This is a genomic window from Pseudomonas sp. B22129, assembly GCF_044218875.1.
Lineage (GTDB): Bacteria > Pseudomonadota > Gammaproteobacteria > Pseudomonadales > Pseudomonadaceae > Aquipseudomonas.
In genome coordinates, this window is sequence record NZ_CP162592.1 from 2,054,464 (window position 1) to 2,078,178 (window position 23,715).

A 23,715-nucleotide genomic window follows, 5' to 3' on the forward strand; every position below is an offset into this window, starting at 1 on the left:
TATAAAAAGAGGAAAGCCCTGTGATCCGTGTACTGGTAGCCGAAGACCACACCATCGTGCGTGAAGGTATCAAGCAATTGATCGGCCTGGCCAAAGACCTGCAAGTGGTGGGCGAGGCGAGCAATGGCGAGCAGTTGCTGGAGACCTTGCGCCATGTGCCGTGCGAGGTGGTGTTGCTGGATATCTCGATGCCCGGGGTGAATGGCCTGGAGGCCATCGCGCGCATCCGTGCGCTGAGTAACCCGCCGGCGATTCTGGTGTTGTCGATGCACGACGAAGCGCAAATGGCCGCCCGCGCCTTGAAGGTCGGCGCGGCGGGGTATGCCACCAAGGACAGCGATCCGGCGCTGCTACTCACGGCGATTCGCAAGGTCGCGGCGGGCGGGCGTTACATCGACCCGGACCTGGCCGACCGCATGGTGTTTGAGGTCGGCCTGACTGATACACGCCCGCTGCATTCATTGCTGTCCGAGCGGGAGTTCTCGGTATTCGAGCGCCTGGCCCAGGGCGCCAACGTCAACGATATTGCCCAGCAACTGGCGCTGAGCAGCAAGACCATCAGCACCCATAAGGCGCGCTTGATGCAGAAACTCAACATCACGTCCCTGGCCGAACTGGTGAAGTACGCCATGGAGCACAAGCTGCTTTAGGCATCGCTTCATCGCGGATCAAGGCGCCAGCGGTAAAAACCAGTGCTGTGCCAGGTTTTTGCCGATGAGCCCGCGGTGCACATCCACAAGGCCCTGGTTGCCGGAGGACTTGGCCAGCAACGAGAAATAGCTTTCCTTGCGCTGCTGGACCGTTTTCAAATGCGCGACGGTGTAGGACTGTTTCGCCGTATTGGCGTTGGGATAGTGAAAATGGGCATACCACAACAGGGCGCCGGTACGATCATTGACTGCGTATTCCTGGATGAAGTCTTTGCGTTCGCCGCGCATTGGCTTGCGATCACCCAGCCTGGCGACCTGTACCTTTTGCAGTTCCAACAAGTAAGCCAGGTTGGCGTGGGTCGGTGGTAAGGCCAGAGAGGTCCTGATGCGCAGTTCCTGGCCTTTGCCCGTCAGTGTGGTGGCGGCTTTCTCCAAGTCGTCGAGCAGGTTCTGGTCGGTCTTCTTTTCCAGTTCCAGAGCCCGTTGCAGTTCCGAGAAGAGGTCACTGTAGCGGTTGGCGGCACGTTGCAGGCTTTCCTCTATCTCCACGGGAAAGCGCGAGTCTTTGGCGTAACGCTCCTCGCGCACGAGAATTTGATTCAGCTCTGCCAGGCGCCGGCGGGCCGTCGTTTTGATCACGTTCAGCGGTCGTGTCGCAGGCGCAGGCGGATGCTGTGCTGTCACCACTTGGACCTCATCCCATACGTCATCGTGAAGTGTGTAGGTGGCCAACAACGTCTTGTCCTGTTCAGACCTGACCTCGACATGGCTTATCGCCAAATCGTTGTTGGCGGCCTTGAAGTCGCCGATCAGTACGCCTTGCTTGCGGGTCTTGATCACCCTTTTTTGCAGGCCTCCTTGCCTGAGCGCGGGCCGTTTGGGTGGCCGGGCAGTGAGTTGGGCATCGGGCTTGATCGCCTCGGCCAGCTGCCGGGTGGTGTCGAGGTACAAGGTTTCCACCAGCTTCTGGACGCGGGTGAAGTACGCCATGTCGATGCCATCGGCATTGACGATGGCTTCGCCCTGCAATGCGTCTACCGCCTGACCGTACCGCTCGTTCAGGCTTTCCAGGGTTTGCAGGCGGTCATCGGGTGTCAGCTCAAGACGATTGAGCTCGGCATGGGTACGCACCTGTGCGCCCAGCGGGTCGAGGATGGCCGAGAGTTCGTCGGGGAAGTCAGCCAGGTTCTTGAACAGTGAAAATTTCAAGCTCTGCAATTGCAGGAACCTCACCCCCAGTGCAGTGACTTCTTCACTACGGTCTGCGGTGAGGGTTTTGTATTCGTCTGCGCCAGGCGAGCCCAATTCGGTGAGTTCCTGAAGGTAGCGGTCCTGACGGTCGAGGGCTTGTATTTGTCGCTCGTTGATTTCGATCAGTTGTCGGGTGAACGGCGCGTAGCGGTCTTTGTGAGTCAGGATCTGGCGGGCCGTCTGTTCGGTCTGGATAAAGAACTCCGGGTGTGCCGCGCACAAGTCCAAACGGTCTTCGCTGGCCAGGTGTGACGATTTGCGGACGTTTTTGATGGCGTTGCTCAGGAAAATCGCCACGGTCTTTGGTGCTACGGGGATTTGTAGTTCGCGACGCTCTTTGAGCGAGTCCAATAGTTGTTGGTAACGCTGGGTCTGGGTATTCAGCGCCGCGTCGAAGGTGCGCCGCGTAGCGACATTGTTGGCGGCATCCATCGCGCGATGTGCGCGGTCGGCAGCATCTTGTAAGGACGGGTGGTCTTCATTCAATTGAGTAAGTTCAGTCGTCAGCTGAGCCTTTCTCTCGGCCTTGGCCTGGCGCGCGGCCTCGATCCGGCTTAGAGGCATGCCGCCGCGCAGCCGCAGGTTCAAGTCCAATGACCAATGCCCTTCGCCGTCCGTTTTAAGCCAAGGGCCTGACGTACTACCTTCCGTGGGTAAAACGATCACGACACGGTTGTCTGGCCGCATTTCAATTCGATACCAAAGGCCATCGACCTGTGCGTAGCGGTTGCCGTTCATCTCGTACAGCCCTTTGCCCGGCCCGCTTGCCATCGCCGGCGGCAGGTCATTGGGGCGGGGTACCTGGAAGCTCGCCAAGCGTTCGGCCTGGCCGGGCGTGAGCCGATCACGGGCGCTTGAAAAGCTGAAGTCGAAGGTCGTGCCATGAACGCCGGTTGCTTCTGGGTCGAGTGTCACGCTGCCTTCGCGGACTTGCGCCGGGAGCGGTTCGGGCCACTGCCCGGGGGCGCGCCGCGAGCCCGGCGGTTGCCATGCCTGGATATCCTGGCCCAAGGGTGTTGGCGGGCGGGTAGTGGCAGACGGTAGCTGGAGCAAGAGCATGCCGACGTTCATCAACAGGTCGACCAATGCCAGCTCTCGGGTGATCGGGTTCGGGCTGTTGAGTGCCGGAATGTCGTGGCTGGCGCTGTTCATCAGTGAGATCAGCCAACCGGTGAGCATCATGGGGCCGCGCAGAAAGGGCTGCAAAAGCGTGCTGAACAGCAGGTTCGCGCCCTCCATGAATACGGCCCAACGGCTTTCGTGGTTGGACACCGAATCGCGGTCCGCCTGGTCGACCAATGCCCGAGCGTTGCTGCCGTAGAGGTATTGCATCAGTTTGCCGTTGGTAAGGCTCAGCTGCAGCTCGCTGCCCGTTTCGTCGACGGCAAGCGTGGCGGGCTGGGGTTTTTCGACGTAACCGAAATCGCTTCCGCGACCGAACCTTACGTAGTGGGGCTCTTTGAACCCGCCGTTGTCATAAATGGGCCTGGCACTGTCGGACAGCCATGTCAAAACGCTGGTTTGCAATTCTCCCGGTTCAGCCAGTGCTTGCAGCAGCTGCGGGCGCGTGGTGAATTCCTGCAAAGGCTCAGCGTACAGGGGCCGGTAAAGCAGATGCGGACCGACATGGGTGTCCTGCGCCTCGATGATGAACATGTTGGCGACGGTATCGGCGTTGGCGCCGGCTTTGCGTATCAGTGCCAATTCACGCATGACCACGGGCTGACCATCGACTTGGCGGTCTTGGACGCGAGCACTCAGTAATGCACAGACACAGCGCACACCTCGCTCGGTCAAACCGTTTTGCCCTCGGAGTTTGAGTTCCAGGGCCAGCAATGGCAGTTGTGCGGTGGTCTGGTCGGCGAAGCGCGTTTCGCGCTCCGGGATCAGGCTGTCATCACTGAGCAGCTGTTGCCTGAGCATGTCGGGGTAGGTTTTGCCGATATCCACGGTTTCGATCAGGCCGTCAGTGTGTGTGATGTAGCTCGGGGTCAGCCAGTCAGGCAGCGCCAGGCCTGTTCTGTGGCTGATGGTCGTCAGGGTTCCCGGTTGCCCGGCCAGGTTGGCAATCGCCAGATCCACCAGGTTCAAGGTTATGCGTTGGGTCACGCCCACGGCGCCCGGCAAGCCCGCGGCGTTGATGAAGGTCAGTTGCAGGTCTTCGGGCAGAAACTCGTGGGCCCTTGAGTGTTCGGCGTTGACCCCGCCCAGCCTTGCTTCGTCGAGCTTGAGTTGGCTGTGCAAAGCTTCTGTGGCGAAGCTGTGAATATCCGCGATGTCGCTGAGAAACGTGTGCCCGTGGCTACGTTTTTTCGCGCTTGCCAGGGCCAGGCTGTGCTGTCGATAGGCAATCCGGTCGGCCGGTGAGGCGTTTTGCAGCCACTCAGGCAAAGGTTCGTGCACGTTGGCCTGTGTCGAGTATGACGGTCGGGCCGGGTTGAGGAAGTAATAGCCGGGATCGGTGATGCGCTGGTAAAGCGCAGTGAGCTTTTCGATACCCTGGTTGGAGGGAATGCCCAGTGTTTGCAGGTTTTCCAATTGCTCGTTCAGTACCGTGGCGGCGTGGCAGTCGAAGATATTTCCACCGGGTTCGTAACGATTGAGGGTGATGTGCTCCACTTCATAAAGCGCGGCCATTCGCTGGCCCCATGTCTGGATAAAGGCATCGACCGAGGAAAAGGGTTCGCACACACCTGTCGCGTCGCACAGCAGCACACTTGTCTGGCCTGCGACGGAGCGAACCAGCAGCAGCGCCGGGCTTAACTGACGGGTTGTCAGCGCGCCTTGCGTGTAGACCAGCTCAGGGCAATAAGCATGCACGGCATGGCCTGCGAACAGTTGCGTGCGTTGTTCCAGGGTCGGGTAGCGCACGAGTTGATCGATGGCTTCGCGTTCAAGGATATCCAGCTCCGCTTGCTCAATAGCGCAGGATTGCAGGGTTTCCTTGAGCCGGTCACTGAGCCATTGCCAGCGGCTGGTACCAGTGTCGGCCGGGTCACGCCAGTAGGCGGCGAGACTGTTTTGCAACGCAGCGGTCAGCCCCCAGGGCAGTTCGATGATCATCTGCTGGATCAGCGCCATGTCGGGGAACGTGCTGGCGGCTCCGGGTGGGCTGAGTTTGATGATCAAGGTTTCATCCACCAGGCGCGCGCTTTGGCCGAATTTGTCTTGAAAGTCGGGCGCGTTGCCGGTGCCCAGAAAGTCCAGCATCAGCGTCATCAGCGGCGTCAACTCAAGCCTGGCAGACGCGGTTGGAAGGCCGACCCGTGTCAGGCCCGGATCAAGTTTGATTGTTGGGTATTCTTTAAGTATGGCCTCGCTCAACAGTCGCCAGGCCACATCCGCCAGTGCGGGACGTGAAGCGAATTGGGCGCTGATGGCCTGTTCGAGCGAGAGGGGCGCAAGGCGGTTGTTTGTCATGGGAAATCCTTTTTCCTGGATCTGAAAGTCACGAACTCCAGATATAGCGGCGCAGCCCTGGCGAATGGCGTTCATTATGTAGTGCTGTCTGTTTGCGACAGGCTGCCGGGCGGTCGAACGCCTGCCTGTGGCGCGCGCGCGTGTGGACGAGGCGCCCACATATCCGGTAGCGCCATCCGTGTAGGGCGATCCCTACCCCCAACCTTCCATCCGGCTGATGCCATTCTCTCCCGGCCCCCGATTTCCGGGGGCTGCGCCCTGGACTACGCTTGTGCCACAGCAGTCCAAAACAAAAAGGTGCGGGTATGAGCGAGGTGGATTCAAATGATGTGCTGGTCAGCTTTCGTGGCGTGCAGAAGAGCTACGACGGCGAGAACCTGATCGTCAAAGACCTCAACCTGGAAATCCGCAAGGGCGAGTTCCTCACCCTGCTCGGGCCGTCCGGGTCGGGCAAGACCACCAGCCTGATGATGCTCGCCGGTTTCGAGACGCCCACCGCCGGGGAAATCCTGCTGGCCGGGCGCTCCATCAACAACGTGCCGCCGCACAAGCGCGACATCGGCATGGTGTTCCAGAATTACGCGCTGTTCCCGCACATGACCGTCGCCGAAAACCTCGCGTTCCCGCTGTCGGTGCGCGGTTTGAGCAAGACCGATATCAGCGAGCGGGTCAAACGCGTGCTGAGCATGGTCCAGCTCGACGCCTTTGCCCAGCGTTACCCGGCGCAGTTGTCCGGTGGCCAGCAACAGCGTGTGGCGTTGGCCCGCGCGCTGGTATTCGAGCCGCAACTGGTGCTGATGGACGAACCCCTCGGCGCCCTCGACAAGCAACTGCGCGAACACATGCAAATGGAGATCAAGCACCTGCATCAGCGCCTCGGCGTGACGGTGGTGTACGTGACCCACGACCAGGGCGAAGCCCTGACCATGTCCGACCGTGTGGCGGTGTTTCACCAAGGCGAGATCCAGCAGATCGCCGCGCCGCGCACCCTCTACGAAGAACCGAAAAATACCTTTGTCGCCAACTTCATCGGCGAGAACAACCGCCTCAATGGCCGCCTGCACAGCCACACCGGTGAGCGTTGCGTGGTGGAGCTGGCGCGTGGCGAGAAGGTCGAGGCGCTGGCGGTAAACGTCGGCCAGGTCGGCGGCCCGGTGACGCTTTCTGTCCGCCCGGAGCGCGTCAGCCTTAACGGCTCCAGCGAATCTTGCGTCAACCGTTTCTCGGGGCGCGTAGCCGAATTTATCTACCTGGGCGACCACGTGCGTGTGCGCCTGGAAGTCTGCGGCAAAGCCGATTTTTTTGTGAAACAACCGATTGCCGAGCTGGACCCGGCCCTGGCGGTCGGCGACGTGGTACCGATTGGCTGGCAAGTCGAGCACGTTCGCGCACTCGACCCACTTCTAGAGGCGAATTGATCGCCCCCTGGCTTCACCAACCCTGCACGTGGAGAGAACAACAATGTTGAGATCCCTTAAATATTCGGCCCTGGCTATCAGCTTGATGGGCGCGACACAGGCCATGGCAGGCCCGGACCTGACGGTCGTGTCCTTTGGTGGCGCGAACAAGGCGGCTCAGGTCAAAGCCTTTTATGCACCGTGGGAAAGCGCGGGCAACGGCAAGATCGTCGCCGGTGAATACAACGGTGAAATGGCCAAGGTCAAAGCCATGGTCGACACCAAGAGCGTGTCGTGGGACTTGGTGGAAGTGGAGTCGCCGGAATTGTCCCGTGGCTGCGACGAGGACATGTTCGAACCGTTGGACCCGAAACTGTTTGGTGACAACGCGAACTACGTGAAAGGCGCCATCCAGCCGTGCGGCGTCGGCTTCTTTGTGTGGTCCACCGTGTTGGCGTACAACGCCGACAAACTCAAAGCACCACCAGGCGGCTGGGCAGATTTCTGGGACGTGAAGCAATTCCCGGGCAAGCGCGGCCTGCGCAAAGGCGCCAAGTACACCCTGGAATTCGCACTGATGGCCGACGGCGTAGCGCCGAAGGATGTCTACAAAGTGCTGGCCGGCAAAGATGGCCAGGACCGCGCGTTCAAGAAACTCGACGAACTCAAACCGTATATCCAATGGTGGGAGGCGGGCGCCCAACCGCCGCAATACCTCGCCTCCGGTGACGTGGTGATGAGCTCCGCCTACAACGGCCGCATTGCTGCCGTGCAGAAAGAAAGCAACCTGAAAGTGGTGTGGAACGGCGGCATCTACGACTTCGACGCCTGGGCCATTCCTAAAGGCTTGCCGAAAGACCGCGCGGAAGCGGCGAAGAAATTCATCGCGTTCTCGGTGCAGCCGCAGCAGCAGAAGACCTACTCGGAAAACATCGCCTACGGCCCGGCCAATACTCAAGCGGTGCCATTGCTGGCCAAGGACGTGTTGAAGGACATGCCGACTACCCCGGAAAACATCGCCAACCAGGTGCAGATCGATGTGAGTTTCTGGGCGGATAACGGCGAGCAGCTGGAGCAACGCTTCAACGCCTGGGCTGCCAAGTAACACCGCATAACCCCCTGTGTGGAAGCCAGCCTCTGTGGGAGCTGGCTTGCCTGCGATGCAAACACCTCGGTGCTTCTGATACACCGAGCCGATACCATCGCGGGCAAGCCCGGCTCCCACAGAAAGCCCGGCTCACCGGGAATTCACCTTGGATTAACGGAGTTCACCATGGTCACCGCCATCCCCAGCCCCACCCTCAAGCAGCGCCTGGCGCGTGCCGAACGGCTCAACCGCTGGAAGGCCCAGGCCCTGATTGCGCCGCTGGTGCTGTTTTTGCTGTTGGTGTTCCTGGTGCCGATCGTCGCGCTGCTCTACAAAAGCGTTGGCAACCCGGAAGTGGTGGGCGGTTTGCCGCGCACCGTGGTGGCGGTCAAGGCCTGGGATGGTCGTGGCTTGCCCGGTGAGCCGGTGTACCTGGCCTTGAGCGAGGACCTGGGCGAGGCGCGCAAAAACCAGACCTTGGGCGATTTGTCCAAGCGCTTGAACATGGAACTGGCCGGCTACCGCAGCCTGCTGACCAAAACCGCGCGGGCGCTGCCGTTTACCGAAGCGCCGGCCTCCTATAAAGAAGCGTTGGAAAGCCTCGACGAGCGCTGGGGCGACCCGGCGTACTGGCAGGCGATCCGGCGCAATACCAGCACGCTTACGCCTTACTACCTGCTGGCGGCGGTAGACCATCGCATCGACGACCTCGGTGAAGTGGCCCCCGCCACGCCGGATCAGGCGATTTACCTCGACATCTTCGCCCGCACGTTCTGGATGGGCCTGGTGATCACTTTCATCTGCCTGCTGCTGGCGTACCCGCTGGCTTACCTGCTGGCCAACCTGCCGGCACGCAAAAGCAACTTGCTGATGATTCTGGTGCTGTTGCCGTTCTGGACTTCGATTCTGGTGCGGGTGGCTGCGTGGATCGTGCTGCTGCAATCGGGTGGCTTGATCAACAGCGCGATGATGAGCCTGGGCCTGATCGATAAACCTTTGGAGCTGGTGTTCAACCGTACCGGGGTCTACATCTCGATGGTCCATATTCTGCTGCCGTTCATGATTCTGCCGATCTACAGCGTGATGAAAGGGATTTCGCCGACTTATATGCGCGCGGCGATTTCTCTAGGCTGCCACCCGTTCGCCAGCTTCTGGCGTGTGTACTTCCCGCAGACCTACGCCGGCGTGGGCGCCGGCTGCCTGCTCGTGTTCATCCTTGCGATTGGTTACTACATCACCCCGGCGCTGCTCGGCAGCCCGAACGACCAGATGGTCAGCTACTTTGTGGCCTTCTACACCAACACCAGCATCAACTGGGGCATGGCCACGGCGTTGGGCGGCTTGCTGCTGCTGGCCACGGTGCTGCTGTATTTGATCTACAACCGGCTGGTGGGCGCCAGCCGCCTGCGCCTGAGCTGAGGAGAACTTGCGATGCTGAGCCCTTACATGTCGCCCGTTGAGCGGGTGTGGTTCTACAGCTTGCGGATTCTCTGCGGCTTGATCCTGTTGTTTTTGATATTGCCGGTGCTGGTGATCATCCCGCTGTCATTCAACAGCGGCAGTTTTCTGGTGTACCCGTTGCAAGGCTTCTCGCTGCATTGGTATCAGGATTTCTTCGCCTCGGCGGAATGGATGCGTGCGCTGAAGAACAGCATCATCGTCGCCCCGGCGGCCACGGTGCTGGCCATGGTGTTTGGCACATTGGCCGCGATTGGCCTGACGCGCGGCAATTTCCCCGGCAAGGCGCTGGTGATGGCGCTGGTTATTTCGCCGATGGTGGTGCCGGTGGTGATTATCGGCGTGGCCAGTTACCTGTTCTTTGCGCCGCTGGGGCTGGGCAACAGCTTCTTTTCGTTGATCGTGGTGCATGCGGTGCTGGGCGTACCGTTTGTGATCATCACCGTGTCGGCGACGTTGCAGGGGTTCAACCATAACCTGGTGCGCGCGGCGGCCAGCCTGGGAGCCTCGCCGTTGACTGCGTTTCGCCGGGTGACCTTGCCGCTGATTGCGCCCGGGGTTATTTCAGGAGCGCTGTTTGCCTTCGCGACTTCGTTCGATGAAGTGGTGGTGACGCTGTTCCTCGCCGGGCCCGAACAAGCCACCTTGCCTCGGCAGATGTTCAGTGGCATCCGCGAGAACCTCAGCCCGACGATTGCGGCAGCGGCGACCCTGCTGATTGCCTTCTCGGTGCTGCTGTTGCTGACCCTGGAATGGTTGCGCGGGCGCAGCGAAAAACTGCGTACTGCGCAGGTCTGAAGCCAAGCGGAGATCAAAATGTGGGAGCGGGCTTGCTCGCGAAAGCTGTGTGTCAGTCAATGCATCTTTAACTGAACCACCGCATTCGCGAGCAAGCCCGCTCCCACATGGGTTCTATGTTGAGTCAAGAATGACCATTCAGACCCTGAATGCTAGGCAACCCCAAATCCCGAGCTAATCTTGTGCCAGCCCATTTCCTGACAAGAGGCCGCGCACATGAGTATTTCCTCATTCAAGATCGCCCACAAACTGCTGACCGGCGCTGGCGCCATCGAACAGCTGGCCGCCGAGCTCACCCGCCTGGATGTGGACAACCCGCTGATCGTCACCGACGTGGCGCTGGTCAAGTCCGGCACCGTAGCGCTGGCGCTCGAACACTTGGGTGAGCGCACTTACGAGATTTTCGACCGCGTACTGCCCGACCCGGAAATCGCCATCGTCGAGGACTGCATGCGCGTGTACCGCGAAGGCGGGCATGACGGGCTGATCGGGGTAGGCGGCGGCAGCGCCATCGACATTGCCAAAAGTGTTGCCGCCTACGCCGGCTACCACGGCGCGCTGGCGGACTTGTTCGGCGTCGACCAGGTGCCGCGCAAAGGCCCGCCGCTGATCGCCATTCCCACCACGGCGGGCACGGGCTCGGAGGTGACCAATGTGGCAATCCTTTCCGACAAGGCCGCACAACTGAAAAAGGGCATCGTCAGCGACTACCTGTTGCCGGATGTCGCGCTGATCAGCCCGCAGATGACCCTCACCTGCCCGCGCGGCGTTACTGCCGCCAGTGGCGTGGATGCGCTGGTGCACGCCATCGAATCCTACCTGTCGCTGAATGCCTCGCCGATCACCGACGCCCTGGCCATTGGCGCCATCAAGCTGATCACCAACGCACTGCCCAAGGCCTACGCCAACCCTTCCAACCTGCAGGCCCGTGACGACATGGCCACCGCCAGCCTGATGGCCGGCATGGCGTTCGGCAATGCCGGGGTGGGCGCGGTGCATGCGCTGGCGTATCCGCTGGGCGGGCGGTTCAATATCGCCCACGGCGTGAGCAATGCGCTGTTGCTACCTTACGTGATGCACTGGAACAAGCTGGCCTGCGTGGAGCGCATGCAGGACATTGCCCAGGCCATGGGCGTCAATATCACGGGGTTGAGCGTCAATGATGCCGCCGACAGAGCCGTCGAGGCGATGACGCGACTGTGTGCCGCAGTGGAGATCCCGGCAGGCCTGCGCAGCTTCGGCGTTCCCGAGGACGCGATCCCGGCCATGGCCACGGAAGCCGCGGGTATCGAGCGGTTGATGCGCAACAACCCGCGCAAGCTCAGCGCGGCGGATATCGAGAAAATCTACCGGGCGGCTTACTAACCGTTGAATCAGGTCACGGTGCGCGCGGCAAAGCATGAGGTATACAATGCGCGCCATCGTGATTTAGCTCAAAAAGGTGCGTCATGCAGCCCTTCGTCATTGCTCCATCGATTCTCTCCGCCGATTTCGCCCGCCTGGGTGAGGAAGTGGATAAGGTTTTGGCCGCCGGTGCCGACTTCGTGCACTTCGATGTCATGGACAACCACTACGTGCCCAACCTGACCATCGGTCCGATGGTCTGCGCGGCGCTGCGCAAGTACGGCGTCACCGCCCCCATCGATGCGCACCTGATGGTCAGCCCGGTGGACCGCATCGTCGGTGACTTCATCGAAGCCGGCGCGACTTACATCACCTTCCACCCGGAAGCCACGCTGCACGTTGACCGCACCCTGCAATTGATCCGCGAAGGCGGCTGCAAGGCGGGCCTGGTGTTCAACCCGGCCACCCCGCTGAGCGTGCTTGAGTACGTGATGGACAAGGTCGACATGGTCTTGCTGATGAGCGTCAACCCGGGTTTCGGCGGGCAGAAGTTCATTCCCGGCACCCTGAACAAGCTGCGCGAAGCCCGCGCGCTGATCGACGCCTCGGGCCGTGACATTCGCCTGGAAATCGACGGCGGGGTCAACGTCAACAACATCCGCGAAATCGCCGCGGCGGGCGCTGATACCTTCGTCGCCGGCTCGGCGATCTTCAACGCCCCGGACTACCAGGCCGTCATCGACAAGATGCGGGCCGAACTGGCGCTGGCGCGTCCATGAGCGGTTTCGAGCAGCTATTCCCCGGCAAACTGCCACGGCTGGTGATGTTCGATCTGGACGGTACCTTGATCGACTCGGTGCCGGACCTGGCGGCGGCGGTGGACCAGATGCTGCTCAAACTGGGGCGTAAGCCGGTGGGGCCTGAGCCGGTGCGCTTATGGGTGGGCAACGGGGTGCAGATGCTCGTGCGTCGGGCCCTGGCCAATCACATTGATGCCGAAGGGGTCGATGAGGTGGAAGCCGAGCACGCGCTTGAGCTGTTCAACGCTGCCTATGAAGACGGCCACGAACTGACCGTGGTTTACCCCGGCGTGCGCGACACTCTCAAGTGGCTGCACAAGCAAGGTGTGGAAATGGCCCTGATCACCAACAAGCCGGAGCGCTTTGTCGCGCCGCTGTTGGACCAGATGAAGATCGGCCGGTATTTTCGCTGGATCATCGGCGGCGATACCTTGCCGCAGAAGAAACCCGACCCGGCGGCGCTTTTTTTTGTAATGAAAATGGCCAATATCCCGGCCTCGCAGTCGTTGTTTGTCGGTGACTCGCGCAGTGATGTGCTGGCGGCGAAAGCGGCGGGCGTGCAGTGCGTGGCCTTGAGTTACGGCTACAACCATGGCCGGCCGATCGCCGAAGAATCACCGGCGCTGGTCATTGATGACTTGCGCCTGCTAATCCCCGGTTGCTTGGGAGCGGGCGCTGAGATAACGTTGCCCGACATCGAACCAACCCCTTCTGGAAATCCCATCGTGGTGGTCACTCGCAAACTCTGGATGAAAGTCATCAAGGCCCTGGCCCGCTGGCGTTGGCGCGCCTGACTGATCCCTGCCGCGCTGCGGCACGTTTGCACATCTGACCGTTTGACCCTCAAGCCACGAGGCACCTCATGATCCGCGAAGAATTCCTGCGTTTGGCCGCTGCCGGCTACAACCGTATTCCCATGGCCTGCGAAACCCTGGCCGACTTCGACACGCCGCTGTCGATCTACCTGAAACTGGCCGACGAGCCCAATTCCTATCTGTTGGAATCGGTACAGGGCGGCGAGAAGTGGGGGCGTTACTCGATCATCGGCCTGCCGTGCCGCACTGTGCTGCGGGTGCACGACCACCACGTGAGCATCACCCACGATGGCGTCGAGATCGAAAGCCACGATGTTGAAGACCCGCTCGCCTTCGTCGAAGCCTTCAAGGCGCGCTACAACGTGCCGACCATCGCGGGCTTGCCGCGTTTCAACGGTGGCCTGGTGGGTTACTTCGGCTATGACTGCGTGCGTTACGTGGAAAAACGCCTGGGCAAATGCCCGAACCCCGATCCGCTGGGTGTGCCGGACATTCTGCTGATGGTCTCCGACGCAGTGGTGGTGTTCGACAACCTCGCCGGCAAGATGCACGCGATTGTCCTCGCCGATCCGTCGCAATCCGACGCGTTCGAACAAGGCCAGGCCAGCCTCGAAGCCCTGCTGGAAAAACTGCGCCAGCCGATCACCCCGCGTCGTGGCCTGGACCTCAGCCGTCCGCCGGCCGCTGACCCGGTGTTTCGCTCCAGCTTTACCCAAAATGACTACGAGCGTGCGGTCGACACCATCAAGGAATACATCCTCGCCGGTGACTGCATGCAAGTGGTGCCGTCGCAGCGCATGTCCATCGACTTCAAGGCCGCGCCGATTGACCTGTACCGTGCGCTGCGGTGCTTCAACCCGACGCCCTACATGTATTTCTTCAACTTTGGCGACTTCCACGTGGTGGGCAGCTCGCCCGAAGTGCTGGTGCGCGTCGAAGACAACCTGATCACCGTGCGCCCGATTGCCGGGACTCGCCCGCGTGGCGCGACCGAAGAGGCCGACCTGGCGCTGGAAGAAGATTTGCTCAGCGACGACAAGGAAATCGCCGAGCACTTGATGCTCATCGACCTGGGCCGCAATGACACCGGGCGCGTTTCGGAAATCGGTTCGGTGAAGCTCACCGAGAAGATGGTCATTGAGCGTTATTCCAACGTGATGCACATCGTGTCCAACGTCACCGGCGAGCTGAAGGAAGGCTTGACCGCCATGGACGCGCTGCGCGCGATTCTGCCGGCCGGCACCTTGTCGGGCGCGCCGAAGATTCGCGCGATGGAAATCATCGACGAGCTGGAGCCGGTCAAGCGTGGCGTGTACGGCGGCGCCGTGGGGTATTTCGCTTGGAACGGCAACATGGACACCGCGATCGCGATCCGCACGGCGGTGATCAAGGACGGCGAGCTGCATGTGCAGGCGGGCGGCGGGATTGTGGCCGATTCGGTGCCGGCGCTGGAATGGGAAGAAACCCTGAACAAACGCCGCGCGATGTTCCGTGCGGTGGCGCTGGCTGAACAGACCCCGCAGAGCTAAAGCCAGATGTAGATCCAACTGTGGGAGCGGGCTTGCTCGCGAAGGCAGAGTGTCAGCCACTGGATGTGTAGCTGATACACCGCATTCGCGAGCAAGCCCGCTCCCACATTGGTTTTTCGCTGATCTTACGAGCAGTTTAGAAATCCAGGCTCACCCCGACACTGACGCCTTGCTGAGTCAGGTTGTCATCCTTCCTCACGTTATACGCCGCCCGTAGCGCCAACTCCTGAGTGAGCTTGTGGCTCACACCCAGGCTCAAGCGATCCGAATTGCTGCGCGGCGTGTAGCCGTCCAGCTTGAAGTCGATGCCCGGCACGCTGTTGAGTGAAATCTTCACCTTCTGCGTGTCGTTTTCAAACTCATGCTCGTGGGCCACTTCGCCAAACACCTGGGTTTGCGGGGTGATGCGGTAACTGCCTTGCAGGCCAACACCGAGGCGTTTGGAGTCGCGTTGCTGGTCATCGAAGGTCAGCGCCGTGGAGCGGTTGTCCTTTTCCGAATAGCCATCGACTTCAACCCGCGCGTAGTCGGCGCTGATGAACGGCGACAGATGCCAGTCACTGCCGGCCCCGGCAATGTCATAGCCCAAGCGCGCGCTCAAGGCCCACAGCCAGCCGTCGGTGTCGCCTTTCTCCGAGCCTTCGCTGACGCCCAGGGCGAATTTGCGCTTGAGGCTGTCGAAGTCTAGCTTTCCGGCGGTCAGTGCGGCGTCGGCCCACAGGTGGTTTTCCTGGTATTGCGCGAACGCGGTGCCCATGTAGCTGTTGAGCTTGTAGTCCGAATCACTGGCGCCGGCTTCGAGGGTCTGGCGATACAACCCGGCAGCTACGCCGACACGCCAGTTTTCGTCGAGGCGGTAGCTGCCGCCGACGTTCAGGTTGTAACCGCTGCCGTCGGCGCTGGCCGAGCTGCTTTGGTTATCGAAGTCCAGGTGCTGGCCGCCACCGGCGACGATGGCGCGCCATTGCCCGACGGCTTGCCAGGCGCCGTTGTCGGCTTGCCACTGGTTGCGCAGTTCGTCCTGGTGGGCGCGCAAAGTGCCTTGGGCCATTTCCGGCAGCAAGGTCAGTTCCCAAGGGGCGGCCAGCAGCGAGTAGGCGTAATCGGCGATCAGGCGTTGCCCGGCGATGGTAGGGTGCACCGAGTCGTTGTAGATCAGCTTGGTCGGGTCCGGGTTGGTGCCGCCAATCCCGTAGGTCGTGTTGGCGGTGCAGCCATTGCCGCTGAAACAGGTGCCGGTGAGGTTTTGCCCGGTGGCCAGGCCGAAACGCGCCGGGTCGGCGAAGGTTTCCTTCAGCAGCAGCGGGATATTCAGCGGGATAACCTGGGCATCGATCTGCGACAGGCGTTGTATCAGCGCCTGGTTGAAAATGTTGCTCAGGGCCGAACTCGACGCCTGCAGCGGTGTGCCGTTGATGGCTGGGGTCAGGCCCAGGTCGGGCAGCATCCACACCATGATGTAGCGCGCGCCGGCCTGTTGCAGGGCTTGGGCGCTGTCGGCCAGGCGTCCGCCGGCGGCGACGGCTTGGCCGGGGCTGAGTACGCGGCCTTGCAGGAAGTCGTTGCCGCCACCGGAGAGGAAATACAGTGCGTTCGGATCTGCGAGGCCACCGTTCGCCGGTAGATAGCCTTGGCGACTGCGCAATACCGTGCCGCCACCGGGGTTGCCGGGTGGAATCGCTGCGTTGGACACCGAGGTGATGGAGTCGAGGATGTTGTCGGTACGGTAGCCGCCCACTGCCCAGTTGTTTCCGTCAGGCAAGCCTTGTGCTGCGCGAACCGGCGAGGTGGAGGCATTCAGGTCATTGGGCGCGACGCCCAGTTTTGAGCCCAGCAAGGTTGATGAAACCAGGCCATAGTCGCCCTGGAAGGTCGGGCCGGTGCGGTTGGTGAAGCGCAAGGTGGCCCCTTTCGAACCATCAGGGAACTGGCCGGCGTCAGCCAGGCTGTCGCCAAAAACCACCATGGTCGAGTAGGGCGAAGGTGCAGCAAATGCCTGTGCGCAAGCCAGTGACAGCAGGCAGCCGGCGAGGGGCGCGAACAACGGAGCTCTAAGCATGCAAAATTCCATTTAGTTGTTTTTGTATCGGAAACGAAACACTGACAATGTATTCAGGCTTTTCCGTTAAGAAAACAGTTTTTTCCTATAAAGACTCTGTAGCGATTCCCCCGTATTCGCTGCTCCATATTGCACCGCTGGCGAGGCTACGTTACTGTGCCCCAACGTATGAATGAGACCCTCCCCGTGTTGATCATCAGCAAACTCTTGATGCGAGTAGTCAAGGCACACGCCCGTTGGCGTTGGCGCGCCTGACATTTTCTCTGCCGGCCCGGCCGGACCTGTACCGATTTGCCTTCTTCACCCCTTGTTTGACGCCCCTTGCCAGCTAACACCGGCAACCGGAACGTGCGTCTGGCAGCGGGTCACTCTCTTGGAAGGCGGTCATTCGAAATCAGTGAATTCAAGAGGTTTGAACCCACATGTTGCTGATGATTGATAACTACGATTCCTTTACCTACAACGTTGTGCAGTACCTGGGTGAGCTTGGCGCCGAGGTCAAGGTGGTGCGCAACGATGAGCTGACGGTCGCCGAAATTGCCGCCCTGAACCCCGAGCGCATCGTGGTTTCGCCCGGCCCGTGCACGCCGACCGAGGCGGGCATTTCCCTGGAAGCCATCCAGTATTTCGCCGGCAAGTTGCCGATCCTCGGCGTGTGCCTGGGCCATCAGTCCATCGGCCAGGCCTTTGGCGGTGACGTGGTGCGCGCGCGCCAGGTGATGCACGGCAAGACCAGCCCGGTATTCCATAAGGACCTCGGCGTATTTCAGGGCCTGAACCTGCCGGTCACCGTGACCCGCTACCATTCGCTGGTGGTCAAGCGTGAAACCCTGCCGGAATGCCTGGAACTGACGGCCTGGACCCAGCTGGAAGACGGCTCGGTCGACGAGATCATGGGCCTGCGCCACAAGACACTGAACATCGAGGGGGTGCAATTTCACCCTGAATCGATCCTGACCGAGCAGGGCTACGAGCTGTTCGCCAACTTTCTCAAGCAGAGCGGCGGCACGCGCTAAGGACTTTCCATGGATATCAAGACTGCCCTGAGCCGTATCGTCGGCCACCTGGACCTGAGCACCGCTGAAATGAGCGATGTGATGCGCGAGATCATGACCGGTCAATGCACCGACGCACAGATCGGCGCATTCATGATGGCCATGCGCATGAAGAGTGAGAGCATCGACGAAATTGTCGGCGCTGTTTCAGTGATGCGCGAATTGGCGGACAAGGTCGAACTCAAGACCCTCGACGGTGTAGTCGATGTGGTCGGCACCGGTGGTGACGGTGCAAATATTTTCAACGTTTCGACGGCGTCTTCTTTTGTGGTTGCGGCTGCCGGCTGCACCGTGGCCAAACACGGTAACCGTGCGGTCTCCGGCAAAAGCGGCAGTGCCGACTTGCTGGAGGCGGCCGGGATCTACTTGAACCTGACGCCAGTACAAGTGGCGCGCTGCATCGACAGCGTCGGCATTGGCTTTATGTTTGCCCAGTCCCACCACGGCGCGATGAAACACGCCGCCGGCCCGCGCAAGGACCTCGGCCTGCGCACCCTGTTCAACATGCTCGGCCCGCTTACGAATCCGGCCGGTGTGAAACATCAGGTCGTCGGTGTGTTCAGCCAGGCATTGTGCCGGCCATTGGCCGAAGTCTTGCAACGCCTGGGCAGCAAGCATGTGCTGGTGGTGCATTCCAAAGATGGCCTGGACGAATTCAGCCTGGCCGCGCCGACCTTTGTGGCAGAGCTGAAGAATGATCAGGTCACCGAATATTGGGTCGAGCCTGAAGACTTGGGCATGAAAAGCCAGAGTTTGCATGGCCTGTCGGTGGAAAGCCCGGCGGCCTCCCTGGAGCTGATTCGCGATGCCTTGGGGCGTCGCAAGACCGAGAACGGTCAAAAAGCCGCAGAGATGATTGTATTGAATGCGGGCGCTGCGCTGTATGCGGCGGACCACGCCTATAGTCTTAAAGAGGGTGTCGCCTTGGCCCACGATGCACTGCACACCGGTCTGGCTCGCGAGAAGCTCGAAGAGCTGGGAGCATTCACCGCAGTATTCAAGATGGAGAATGAAGGATGAGTGTTCCGACCGTTCTGGAAAAAATCCTGGCCCGCAAGGCTGAAGAAGTGGCTGAGCGCCGCGCGCGCGTCAGCCTGGCCGAGCTGGAAGCCCAGGCAAAACTCGCCGACGCACCGCGCGGCTTTGCCAACGCACTGATCGCCCAGGCCAAGCTCAAGCAGCCGGCGGTGATTGCTGAGGTCAAGAAAGCCTCGCCGAGTAAAGGCGTGATCCGCGAACACTTCGTGCCGGCGGAGATCGCCGCCAGCTACGAGAAGGGCGGCGCGACGTGCTTGTCGGTGCTGACCGATATCGACTACTTCCAGGGTTCCGACCTGTTCCTGCAACAGGCTCGCGCTGCGTGCAAGTTGCCGGTGATCCGCAAGGACTTCATGGTCGACCCGTACCAGATCGTCGAAGCCCGTGCCCTGGGCGCCGACTGTGTGCTGCTGATCGTCTCCGCTCTGGATGACGTGAAGATGGCCGAGCTGGCGGCCGTGGCCAAAGGCGTCGGTCTCGACGTGCTGGTCGAAGTGCACGACGGTGATGAACTGGAACGCGCGCTGAAAACCCTCGACACACCGCTGGTGGGGGTTAACAACCGCAACCTGCACACCTTCGAAGTCAGCCTGGAAAACACTCTCGACCTGCTGCCGCGCATTCCACGCGACCGCCTGGTGATTACCGAGAGCGGCATCGTCAACCGTGCCGACGTGGAGTTGATGGAAATCAGTGGGGTTTACTCGTTCCTGGTGGGCGAAACCTTCATGCGCGCCGAGAACCCGGGGGCGGAACTGCAGCGTCTGTTCTTCCCGGAGCGCGGCGTGGCGGTGAGTGGTTCGACACTGGATTGATGTGAAAGTCAGCCGGTGTATTGGCTGCTTTATGTGGGAGCTGGCTTGCCTGCGATACAGGCACCTCGGTACATCAGGTAGACCGAGGTGACGCCATCGCAGGCAAGCCAGCTCCCACATTTGTTTTGTGTTTATTCAGAAAGGTAGGTGTTCGATGATTCAGCCAGTAAGGATGACGGTTGAAGCCGGGCTTGCCGCCGAGCAAACCTTGCTCGCTGCCGTGTGTGCCGGCGAACAGGGGTTTGGCCTGCTGTTCTGGCAGCCCAACGATCAAGCCTTGGTAATGCCGCGTCGCTTGAACCGCCTTCCCGCCTTTGAAACTGCCAGTAAAGTCTCGGCGGACGCCGGCTGGCCGGTATTGCTGCGCGAAACCGGTGGCGAGCCGGTGCCGCAGTCGGCTGCGACCGTCAATATCGCGTTGGTTTATGCGCCGCCCCGCAGCGAAGGCGATCAAGGACGAATCGAAACCGGTTACCAGCGCTTGTGCCAGCCGATCTGCGATTTACTGATCGAATTGGGCGGCGACGCCTCGGTGGGTGAAATCGACGGTGCGTTCTGCGACGGTCGCTACAACGTCAATCTCAATGGCCGCAAAATGGTCGGCACCGCCCAGCGCTGGCGGCAGAGCGGCGGCCGCCCGGTGGGGTTGGTGCATGGCGCTTTGTTGCTGGACGACGACCGCGTGGAATTGATCGCGGCGGTCAATCGCTTCAATGAAGCCTGTGGCCTCGACCAGCGCGTTCGCGCCGATAGCCACATTGCGCTGCATGAAGCTTTCCTGGCGCCGGATGCAATCACCCGGCTGGATGCCTTGTACCGTCAGATGCTGGCCAGATTCCTGCCGGCTTAACGCGTACCAAACACCACCATCGTTTTGCCTTTGACGTGCACCAGGTTGCGTTCTTCCAGGTCCTTGAGCACGCGGCCGACCATCTCCCGTGAGCAGCCGACAATGCGCCCGATTTCCTGGCGTGTGACTTTGATCTGCATGCCGTCCGGGTGAGTCATCGCGTCGGGCTGCTTGCACAGCTCCAGCAGGCAGCGGGCCACGCGGCCGGTAACATCAAAGAAGGCCAGGTCGCCGACTTTGCGTGTGGTATCGCGCAAGCGCTGGGCAATCTGACCGCTCAGGGCGTACAGGATGTCAGGGTCATGCTGGGCCAGTTCGCGAAACTTCGTATAGCTGATCTCGGCGACTTCGCACTCGACCTTGGCGCGTACCCATGCGCTGCGTTCCTGTTCCTTGCCGGCTTGTTCGAACAGCCCCAGTTCCCCAAAAAAATCTCCGGTGTTGAGATAGGCGATGATCATCTCGCGGCCGTCCTCATCCTCGATCAGGATGGTGACGGAGCCTTTGATGATGAAGAACAGTGTTTCGGAGCGTTCGCCTGCGCAAATGATGTTGTGCTTGGCCGGGTAGCGCCGGCGTTGGCAGTGCATCAACAATTTGTCGAGATTCTTGATCTTGGGTGTGGGAGTAAGAGCAACCATGGTTGTATCCCGAAAAGACTGCACGGTGTAGTTGGCGTTGTTTTTATCCGGCGGTATCAACATTGATACGCACCATACAAAGGATGGCAATGCGCCATTGAATTGGCGCCAGCTTACCAGACACATTCTGACTCGATCAGCGAATTTGTTGGCTAAACGTGGTCATTGATCGCTTTCATGCGGGGCGCTGCGGTTTGAAGGCCCTGTGCTAAGCTGGCGACCCTTTTTTAGCAGTGGAGTCTGGGCGATGAAGGCACGCATCCAATGGGCGGGCGAGGCCATGTTTCTCGGTGAGTCGGGCAGTGGCCATGTGGTCGTCATGGACGGCCCGCCGGAAGCCGGGGGCCGTAACCTGGGCGTACGCCCGATGGAAATGCTCCTTCTGGGCGTAGGCGGTTGCAGCAATTTCGACGTCGTCAGCATCCTGAAGAAGTCCCGCCAGGCCGTGGAAAGCTGCGAAGCGTTCCTGGAAGCCGAGCGCGCCACTGAAGATCCAAAAGTGTTTACCAAGATCCACATGCATTTTGTGGTGAAGGGGCGGGCGTTGAAGGAAGCTCAGGTCAAGCGCGCCATTGAGCTCTCGGCAGAGAAATACTGCTCGGCCTCGATCATGCTCGGCGCGGCCGGTGTGGCAATCACCCATGATTACGAGATTATCGAGCTGGGTTGATGGCGGGTTCGCCAATGAAAAGGGCGCCTTGCGGGCGCCCTTTTTTGTGGTTCAGATTCGGTAAGTGCTTTTGGTCATGACCTTGGCCAACACGCTCATGCCAAACCGCACCGGCGCCGGGAAACGGAAACCGCCGGCATCCAGCGCGCTTTCTGCGTGGTGCTCTTCATCGATGCGCATCTGCTCAAGGATGGCCCGGGACTTTTCGTCTTCAGCCGGCAGTTGTTCCAGATGTTCATCCAGGTGCTTGCACACTTGGTGTTCGGTGGCGGCCACAAAACCGAGGCTGACTTTGTCGCTGATCAGGCCGGCGGCGGCGCCGATGCCGAACGACAAACCATAAAACAGCGGGTTGAGTACGCTTGGGTGGCTGCCCAACTGGCGTATGCGTTGTTCGCACCAGGCCAGGTGATCGATTTCTTCCTCGGCGGCATGTTCCATCGCGGCACGTACCTGAGGCAGCTTGGCCGTCAGCGCCTGGCCCTGGTACAGCGCCTGGGCACAGACTTCGCCGGTATGGTTGATGCGCATCAGGCCGGCGACATGGCGAGTCTCGGTCTCGCTCATCTGCACGTCGGGCTGCACGATGGCTGGTGATGGGCGGTACGGCTGGCCGCTGAACGGCAACAGCGTGCGCATGGCCATGTCGGCTTGCAGCAACAGACGGTCAATTGGCGAGTAGTGACGTTGGGTAGTCATGCTGACCTCCGGGAAGAATCTCGGCGGCCAGTTTACCGCAAGAGAGGGGGAAGCGTTTGCGCTGAGTCAATTTGCCTTTGTGGCGAGGGAGCAAGCTCCCTTGCCACAGGTAATATCAGCCCGGCGGCCAGTTCATCTGGCGCTGACCCAGTACATGCATGTGGATGTGATAAACGGTCTGGCCGCCTTTGGGGTTGCAGTTCATCACCAGGCGGAAGCCTTCTTCACAGCCTTGCTCGAGTGCCAGACGCTGGGCGGTAAACAAGATGTGCCCGGCCAGGGCCTTATCTTCTTCGGTCAGGTCATTGAGCGTAGCGATGTGTTTTTTCGGAATGACCAGAAAGTGCACAGGGGCTGCAGGGTAAATATCTTTGAAGGCCAGAATCTGGTCGTCTTCATAGATGATGTCCGCCGGTATTTCCCGGTTGATGATCTTGGTGAACAGAGTATCCACAGCTGTTTCTCCATTGTGAAAGTACAGGGGAAGTTTACCCAGGCGGTCAACGTGAGCAATAAGCCTTGTTGATGGCGCCGGCAATCTTGCGGGTCAGCCAGCGCGGGCTCAAGCGCGGGCTGAAGGCCAGCCAGCGGTTGCGCCGACCGGGAATGATGATGGCTTTGTTTTTTTCCAGGGCGCGCACGGTGTGGAGCGCAACTTCTTCCGGGCTCATCAATTGTGCGCTGCGATCGAGCTTGGCGGTGTCCATTTGCGCGGTGCCGAAAAACGCTGTGCGGGTAGGGCCGGGGCAGAGCACCGAGACCTTGATGCCGCTGGTTTTCAATTCTTCGCGCAAGCCTTCGGAAAAGTGCAGCACGTACGCTTTGCTGGCGTAGTAGCTGCTCATCCACGGGCCGGGCTGGAAGGCGGCAACCGACGCCACGTTGAGAATCTGCCCGCCGCCATGCAGGGCCATCGCATTGCCGAGGGCATGGCACATACGGGTGAGGGCCAGCACGTTGACTTCGATCAGGTCCTGTTCGGTCATCCAGTCCTGGGCCAGGAACGGCCCGCTCGTGCCCATGCCAGCGCAGTTAACGAGCAGGTCGATCTGCCGCTCGCCTTCCTCAAGCTCCAGCAGGAACCCGGACAAACGCAGTGGCTCGCCCAGGTCGCAGGCCCGAAACAGCACCTCGACGCCGAAGCGTTGGGTCAATTCAATTGCGATGCTTTCCAACTGATCACGCTGGCGGGCCACCAGAATCAAGCTGCGGCCGCGACGGGCCAGGGCTTCGGCCAAAGCCAGGCCAATGCCGCTGGAGGCGCCGGTGATCAGAGCGTAACGGGTCATGCCTTTCTCCATCGCAACGCCGCCGGGCCTGTGACAGAGGCGTCACAGGC

Annotated in this window: 20 protein-coding genes; 14 read left to right on the forward strand and 6 right to left on the reverse strand. The window is 60.7% G+C overall.

Annotation, left to right across the window (positions count from 1 at the left end):
- The first annotated feature begins 20 nt into the window (after positions 1-20).
- On the forward strand, positions 21-650 hold the full coding sequence (locus tag AB4P94_RS09295; RefSeq protein ID WP_178920246.1) for a response regulator transcription factor: 630 nt from the start codon (positions 21-23) through the stop codon (positions 648-650).
- An 18-nt stretch (positions 651-668) separates the two neighbouring features.
- Here AB4P94_RS09295 and AB4P94_RS09300 read toward each other — a convergent pair whose 3' ends face one another.
- Positions 669-5,321 carry a hypothetical protein gene (locus AB4P94_RS09300; RefSeq protein ID WP_395610303.1) on the reverse strand — a complete coding sequence of 1,551 codons (4,653 nt, stop codon included), beginning with the start codon at positions 5,319-5,321 and terminating at the stop codon, positions 669-671.
- A gap of 305 nt (positions 5,322-5,626) precedes the next feature.
- On the opposite strand from AB4P94_RS09300, the gene AB4P94_RS09305 reads away from it, so the two are divergent.
- The 8 genes from AB4P94_RS09305 (at position 5,627) to trpE (ending at position 14,549) form a co-directional block, all read left to right on the forward strand.
- Entirely contained in the window at positions 5,627-6,739 is a 1,113-nt protein-coding gene (locus AB4P94_RS09305; RefSeq protein WP_071484835.1) for an ABC transporter ATP-binding protein, read from the forward strand.
- Positions 6,740-6,782: 43 nt separating this feature from the next.
- Positions 6,783-7,823, forward strand: a complete 1,041-nt coding sequence (locus AB4P94_RS09310; RefSeq protein ID WP_395610304.1) for an ABC transporter substrate-binding protein — start codon at positions 6,783-6,785, stop codon at positions 7,821-7,823.
- 168 nt (positions 7,824-7,991) lie between these two features.
- Positions 7,992-9,224, forward strand: a complete 1,233-nt coding sequence (locus tag AB4P94_RS09315) for an ABC transporter permease (RefSeq protein ID WP_395610305.1) — start codon at positions 7,992-7,994, stop codon at positions 9,222-9,224.
- 12 nt (positions 9,225-9,236) lie between these two features.
- Positions 9,237-10,061, forward strand: coding sequence for an ABC transporter permease (locus AB4P94_RS09320; protein ID WP_017739612.1), 825 nt, complete (start codon positions 9,237-9,239; stop codon positions 10,059-10,061).
- A gap of 216 nt (positions 10,062-10,277) precedes the next feature.
- A complete protein-coding gene (locus tag AB4P94_RS09325) occupies positions 10,278-11,426 on the forward strand; it encodes an iron-containing alcohol dehydrogenase (protein WP_395610306.1) in 1,149 nt (382 codons plus the stop codon).
- Positions 11,427-11,509: 83 nt separating this feature from the next.
- Positions 11,510-12,184, forward strand: a complete 675-nt coding sequence (gene rpe, locus AB4P94_RS09330; protein ID WP_395610307.1) for a ribulose-phosphate 3-epimerase — start codon at positions 11,510-11,512, stop codon at positions 12,182-12,184.
- Positions 12,181-12,999, forward strand: coding sequence for a phosphoglycolate phosphatase (locus tag AB4P94_RS09335; protein WP_395610308.1), 819 nt, complete (start codon positions 12,181-12,183; stop codon positions 12,997-12,999). Before rpe ends, AB4P94_RS09335 begins: the two co-directional genes overlap by 4 nt.
- A gap of 68 nt (positions 13,000-13,067) precedes the next feature.
- Complete coding sequence (trpE, locus tag AB4P94_RS09340; RefSeq protein WP_395610309.1) at positions 13,068-14,549, forward strand: anthranilate synthase component I; 1,482 nt, start codon at positions 13,068-13,070, stop codon at positions 14,547-14,549.
- A 136-nt stretch (positions 14,550-14,685) separates the two neighbouring features.
- On the opposite strand, the gene estP is transcribed toward trpE, so the two are convergent.
- Entirely contained in the window at positions 14,686-16,608 is a 1,923-nt protein-coding gene (gene estP / locus AB4P94_RS09345) for an esterase EstP (protein WP_395610310.1), read from the reverse strand.
- A gap of 422 nt (positions 16,609-17,030) precedes the next feature.
- Between estP and AB4P94_RS09350 the strand changes: the two genes are divergently transcribed.
- The 4 genes from AB4P94_RS09350 to AB4P94_RS09365 all read left to right on the forward strand — a co-directional run bounded on the left by AB4P94_RS09350 (position 17,031) and on the right by AB4P94_RS09365 (position 20,366).
- Positions 17,031-17,624: an aminodeoxychorismate/anthranilate synthase component II gene (locus tag AB4P94_RS09350; protein ID WP_219431131.1), complete on the forward strand. Its 594-nt coding sequence runs from the start codon at positions 17,031-17,033 to the stop codon at positions 17,622-17,624.
- A gap of 9 nt (positions 17,625-17,633) precedes the next feature.
- The gene (gene trpD, locus AB4P94_RS09355; protein ID WP_106575502.1) at positions 17,634-18,683 is read left to right on the forward strand and encodes an anthranilate phosphoribosyltransferase; all 1,050 of its coding nucleotides are present in this window, start codon (positions 17,634-17,636) and stop codon (positions 18,681-18,683) included.
- A complete protein-coding gene (gene trpC / locus AB4P94_RS09360) occupies positions 18,680-19,516 on the forward strand; it encodes an indole-3-glycerol phosphate synthase TrpC (protein WP_395610311.1) in 837 nt (278 codons plus the stop codon). Before trpD ends, trpC begins: the two co-directional genes overlap by 4 nt.
- Before the next feature lie 154 nt (positions 19,517-19,670).
- Positions 19,671-20,366, forward strand: a complete 696-nt coding sequence (locus tag AB4P94_RS09365; RefSeq protein ID WP_395610312.1) for a biotin/lipoate A/B protein ligase family protein — start codon at positions 19,671-19,673, stop codon at positions 20,364-20,366.
- On the opposite strand, the gene crp is transcribed toward AB4P94_RS09365, so the two are convergent.
- Positions 20,363-21,007 carry a cAMP-activated global transcriptional regulator CRP gene (gene crp / locus AB4P94_RS09370; RefSeq protein ID WP_026083337.1) on the reverse strand — a complete coding sequence of 215 codons (645 nt, stop codon included), beginning with the start codon at positions 21,005-21,007 and terminating at the stop codon, positions 20,363-20,365. The genes AB4P94_RS09365 and crp overlap by 4 nt on opposite strands.
- 247 nt (positions 21,008-21,254) lie before the next feature.
- Here crp and AB4P94_RS09375 point away from each other — a divergent pair, with 247 nt between their 5' ends.
- Positions 21,255-21,677, forward strand: a complete 423-nt coding sequence (locus AB4P94_RS09375; RefSeq protein ID WP_005792019.1) for an OsmC family protein — start codon at positions 21,255-21,257, stop codon at positions 21,675-21,677.
- A gap of 51 nt (positions 21,678-21,728) precedes the next feature.
- On the opposite strand, the gene coq7 is transcribed toward AB4P94_RS09375, so the two are convergent.
- From coq7 to AB4P94_RS09390, 3 genes are all read right to left on the reverse strand, one after another.
- Positions 21,729-22,376 carry a 2-polyprenyl-3-methyl-6-methoxy-1,4-benzoquinone monooxygenase gene (coq7, locus tag AB4P94_RS09380; protein WP_395610313.1) on the reverse strand — a complete coding sequence of 216 codons (648 nt, stop codon included), beginning with the start codon at positions 22,374-22,376 and terminating at the stop codon, positions 21,729-21,731.
- 115 nt (positions 22,377-22,491) lie between these two features.
- The gene (locus AB4P94_RS09385) at positions 22,492-22,830 is read right to left on the reverse strand and encodes a histidine triad nucleotide-binding protein (RefSeq protein ID WP_395610314.1); all 339 of its coding nucleotides are present in this window, start codon (positions 22,828-22,830) and stop codon (positions 22,492-22,494) included.
- Between the two features lie 46 nt (positions 22,831-22,876).
- Positions 22,877-23,665: an SDR family NAD(P)-dependent oxidoreductase gene (locus tag AB4P94_RS09390; protein ID WP_395610315.1), complete on the reverse strand. Its 789-nt coding sequence runs from the start codon at positions 23,663-23,665 to the stop codon at positions 22,877-22,879.
- Positions 23,666-23,715 lie beyond the last annotated feature (50 nt).

Bases quoted from the DNA above. Each gene is read 5' to 3' on its own strand.
- AB4P94_RS09300 (WP_395610303.1), bottom strand. From the start codon at position 5,321: ATGACAAACAACCGCCTTGCGCCCCTCTCGCTCGAACAGGCCATCAGC.
- AB4P94_RS09305 (WP_071484835.1), top strand. From the start codon at position 5,627: ATGAGCGAGGTGGATTCAAATGATGTGCTGGTCAGCTTTCGTGGCGTG.
- AB4P94_RS09310 (WP_395610304.1), top strand. From the start codon at position 6,783: ATGTTGAGATCCCTTAAATATTCGGCCCTGGCTATCAGCTTGATGGGC.
- AB4P94_RS09315 (WP_395610305.1), top strand. From the start codon at position 7,992: ATGGTCACCGCCATCCCCAGCCCCACCCTCAAGCAGCGCCTGGCGCGT.
- AB4P94_RS09320 (WP_017739612.1), top strand. From the start codon at position 9,237: ATGCTGAGCCCTTACATGTCGCCCGTTGAGCGGGTGTGGTTCTACAGC.
- AB4P94_RS09325 (WP_395610306.1), top strand. From the start codon at position 10,278: ATGAGTATTTCCTCATTCAAGATCGCCCACAAACTGCTGACCGGCGCT.
- rpe (WP_395610307.1), top strand. From the start codon at position 11,510: ATGCAGCCCTTCGTCATTGCTCCATCGATTCTCTCCGCCGATTTCGCC.
- AB4P94_RS09335 (WP_395610308.1), top strand. From the start codon at position 12,181: ATGAGCGGTTTCGAGCAGCTATTCCCCGGCAAACTGCCACGGCTGGTG.
- trpE (WP_395610309.1), top strand. From the start codon at position 13,068: ATGATCCGCGAAGAATTCCTGCGTTTGGCCGCTGCCGGCTACAACCGT.
- estP (WP_395610310.1), bottom strand. From the start codon at position 16,608: ATGCTTAGAGCTCCGTTGTTCGCGCCCCTCGCCGGCTGCCTGCTGTCA.
- AB4P94_RS09350 (WP_219431131.1), top strand. From the start codon at position 17,031: ATGTTGCTGATGATTGATAACTACGATTCCTTTACCTACAACGTTGTG.
- trpD (WP_106575502.1), top strand. From the start codon at position 17,634: ATGGATATCAAGACTGCCCTGAGCCGTATCGTCGGCCACCTGGACCTG.
- trpC (WP_395610311.1), top strand. From the start codon at position 18,680: ATGAGTGTTCCGACCGTTCTGGAAAAAATCCTGGCCCGCAAGGCTGAA.
- AB4P94_RS09365 (WP_395610312.1), top strand. From the start codon at position 19,671: ATGATTCAGCCAGTAAGGATGACGGTTGAAGCCGGGCTTGCCGCCGAG.
- crp (WP_026083337.1), bottom strand. From the start codon at position 21,007: ATGGTTGCTCTTACTCCCACACCCAAGATCAAGAATCTCGACAAATTG.
- AB4P94_RS09375 (WP_005792019.1), top strand. From the start codon at position 21,255: ATGAAGGCACGCATCCAATGGGCGGGCGAGGCCATGTTTCTCGGTGAG.
- coq7 (WP_395610313.1), bottom strand. From the start codon at position 22,376: ATGACTACCCAACGTCACTACTCGCCAATTGACCGTCTGTTGCTGCAA.
- AB4P94_RS09390 (WP_395610315.1), bottom strand. From the start codon at position 23,665: ATGACCCGTTACGCTCTGATCACCGGCGCCTCCAGCGGCATTGGCCTG.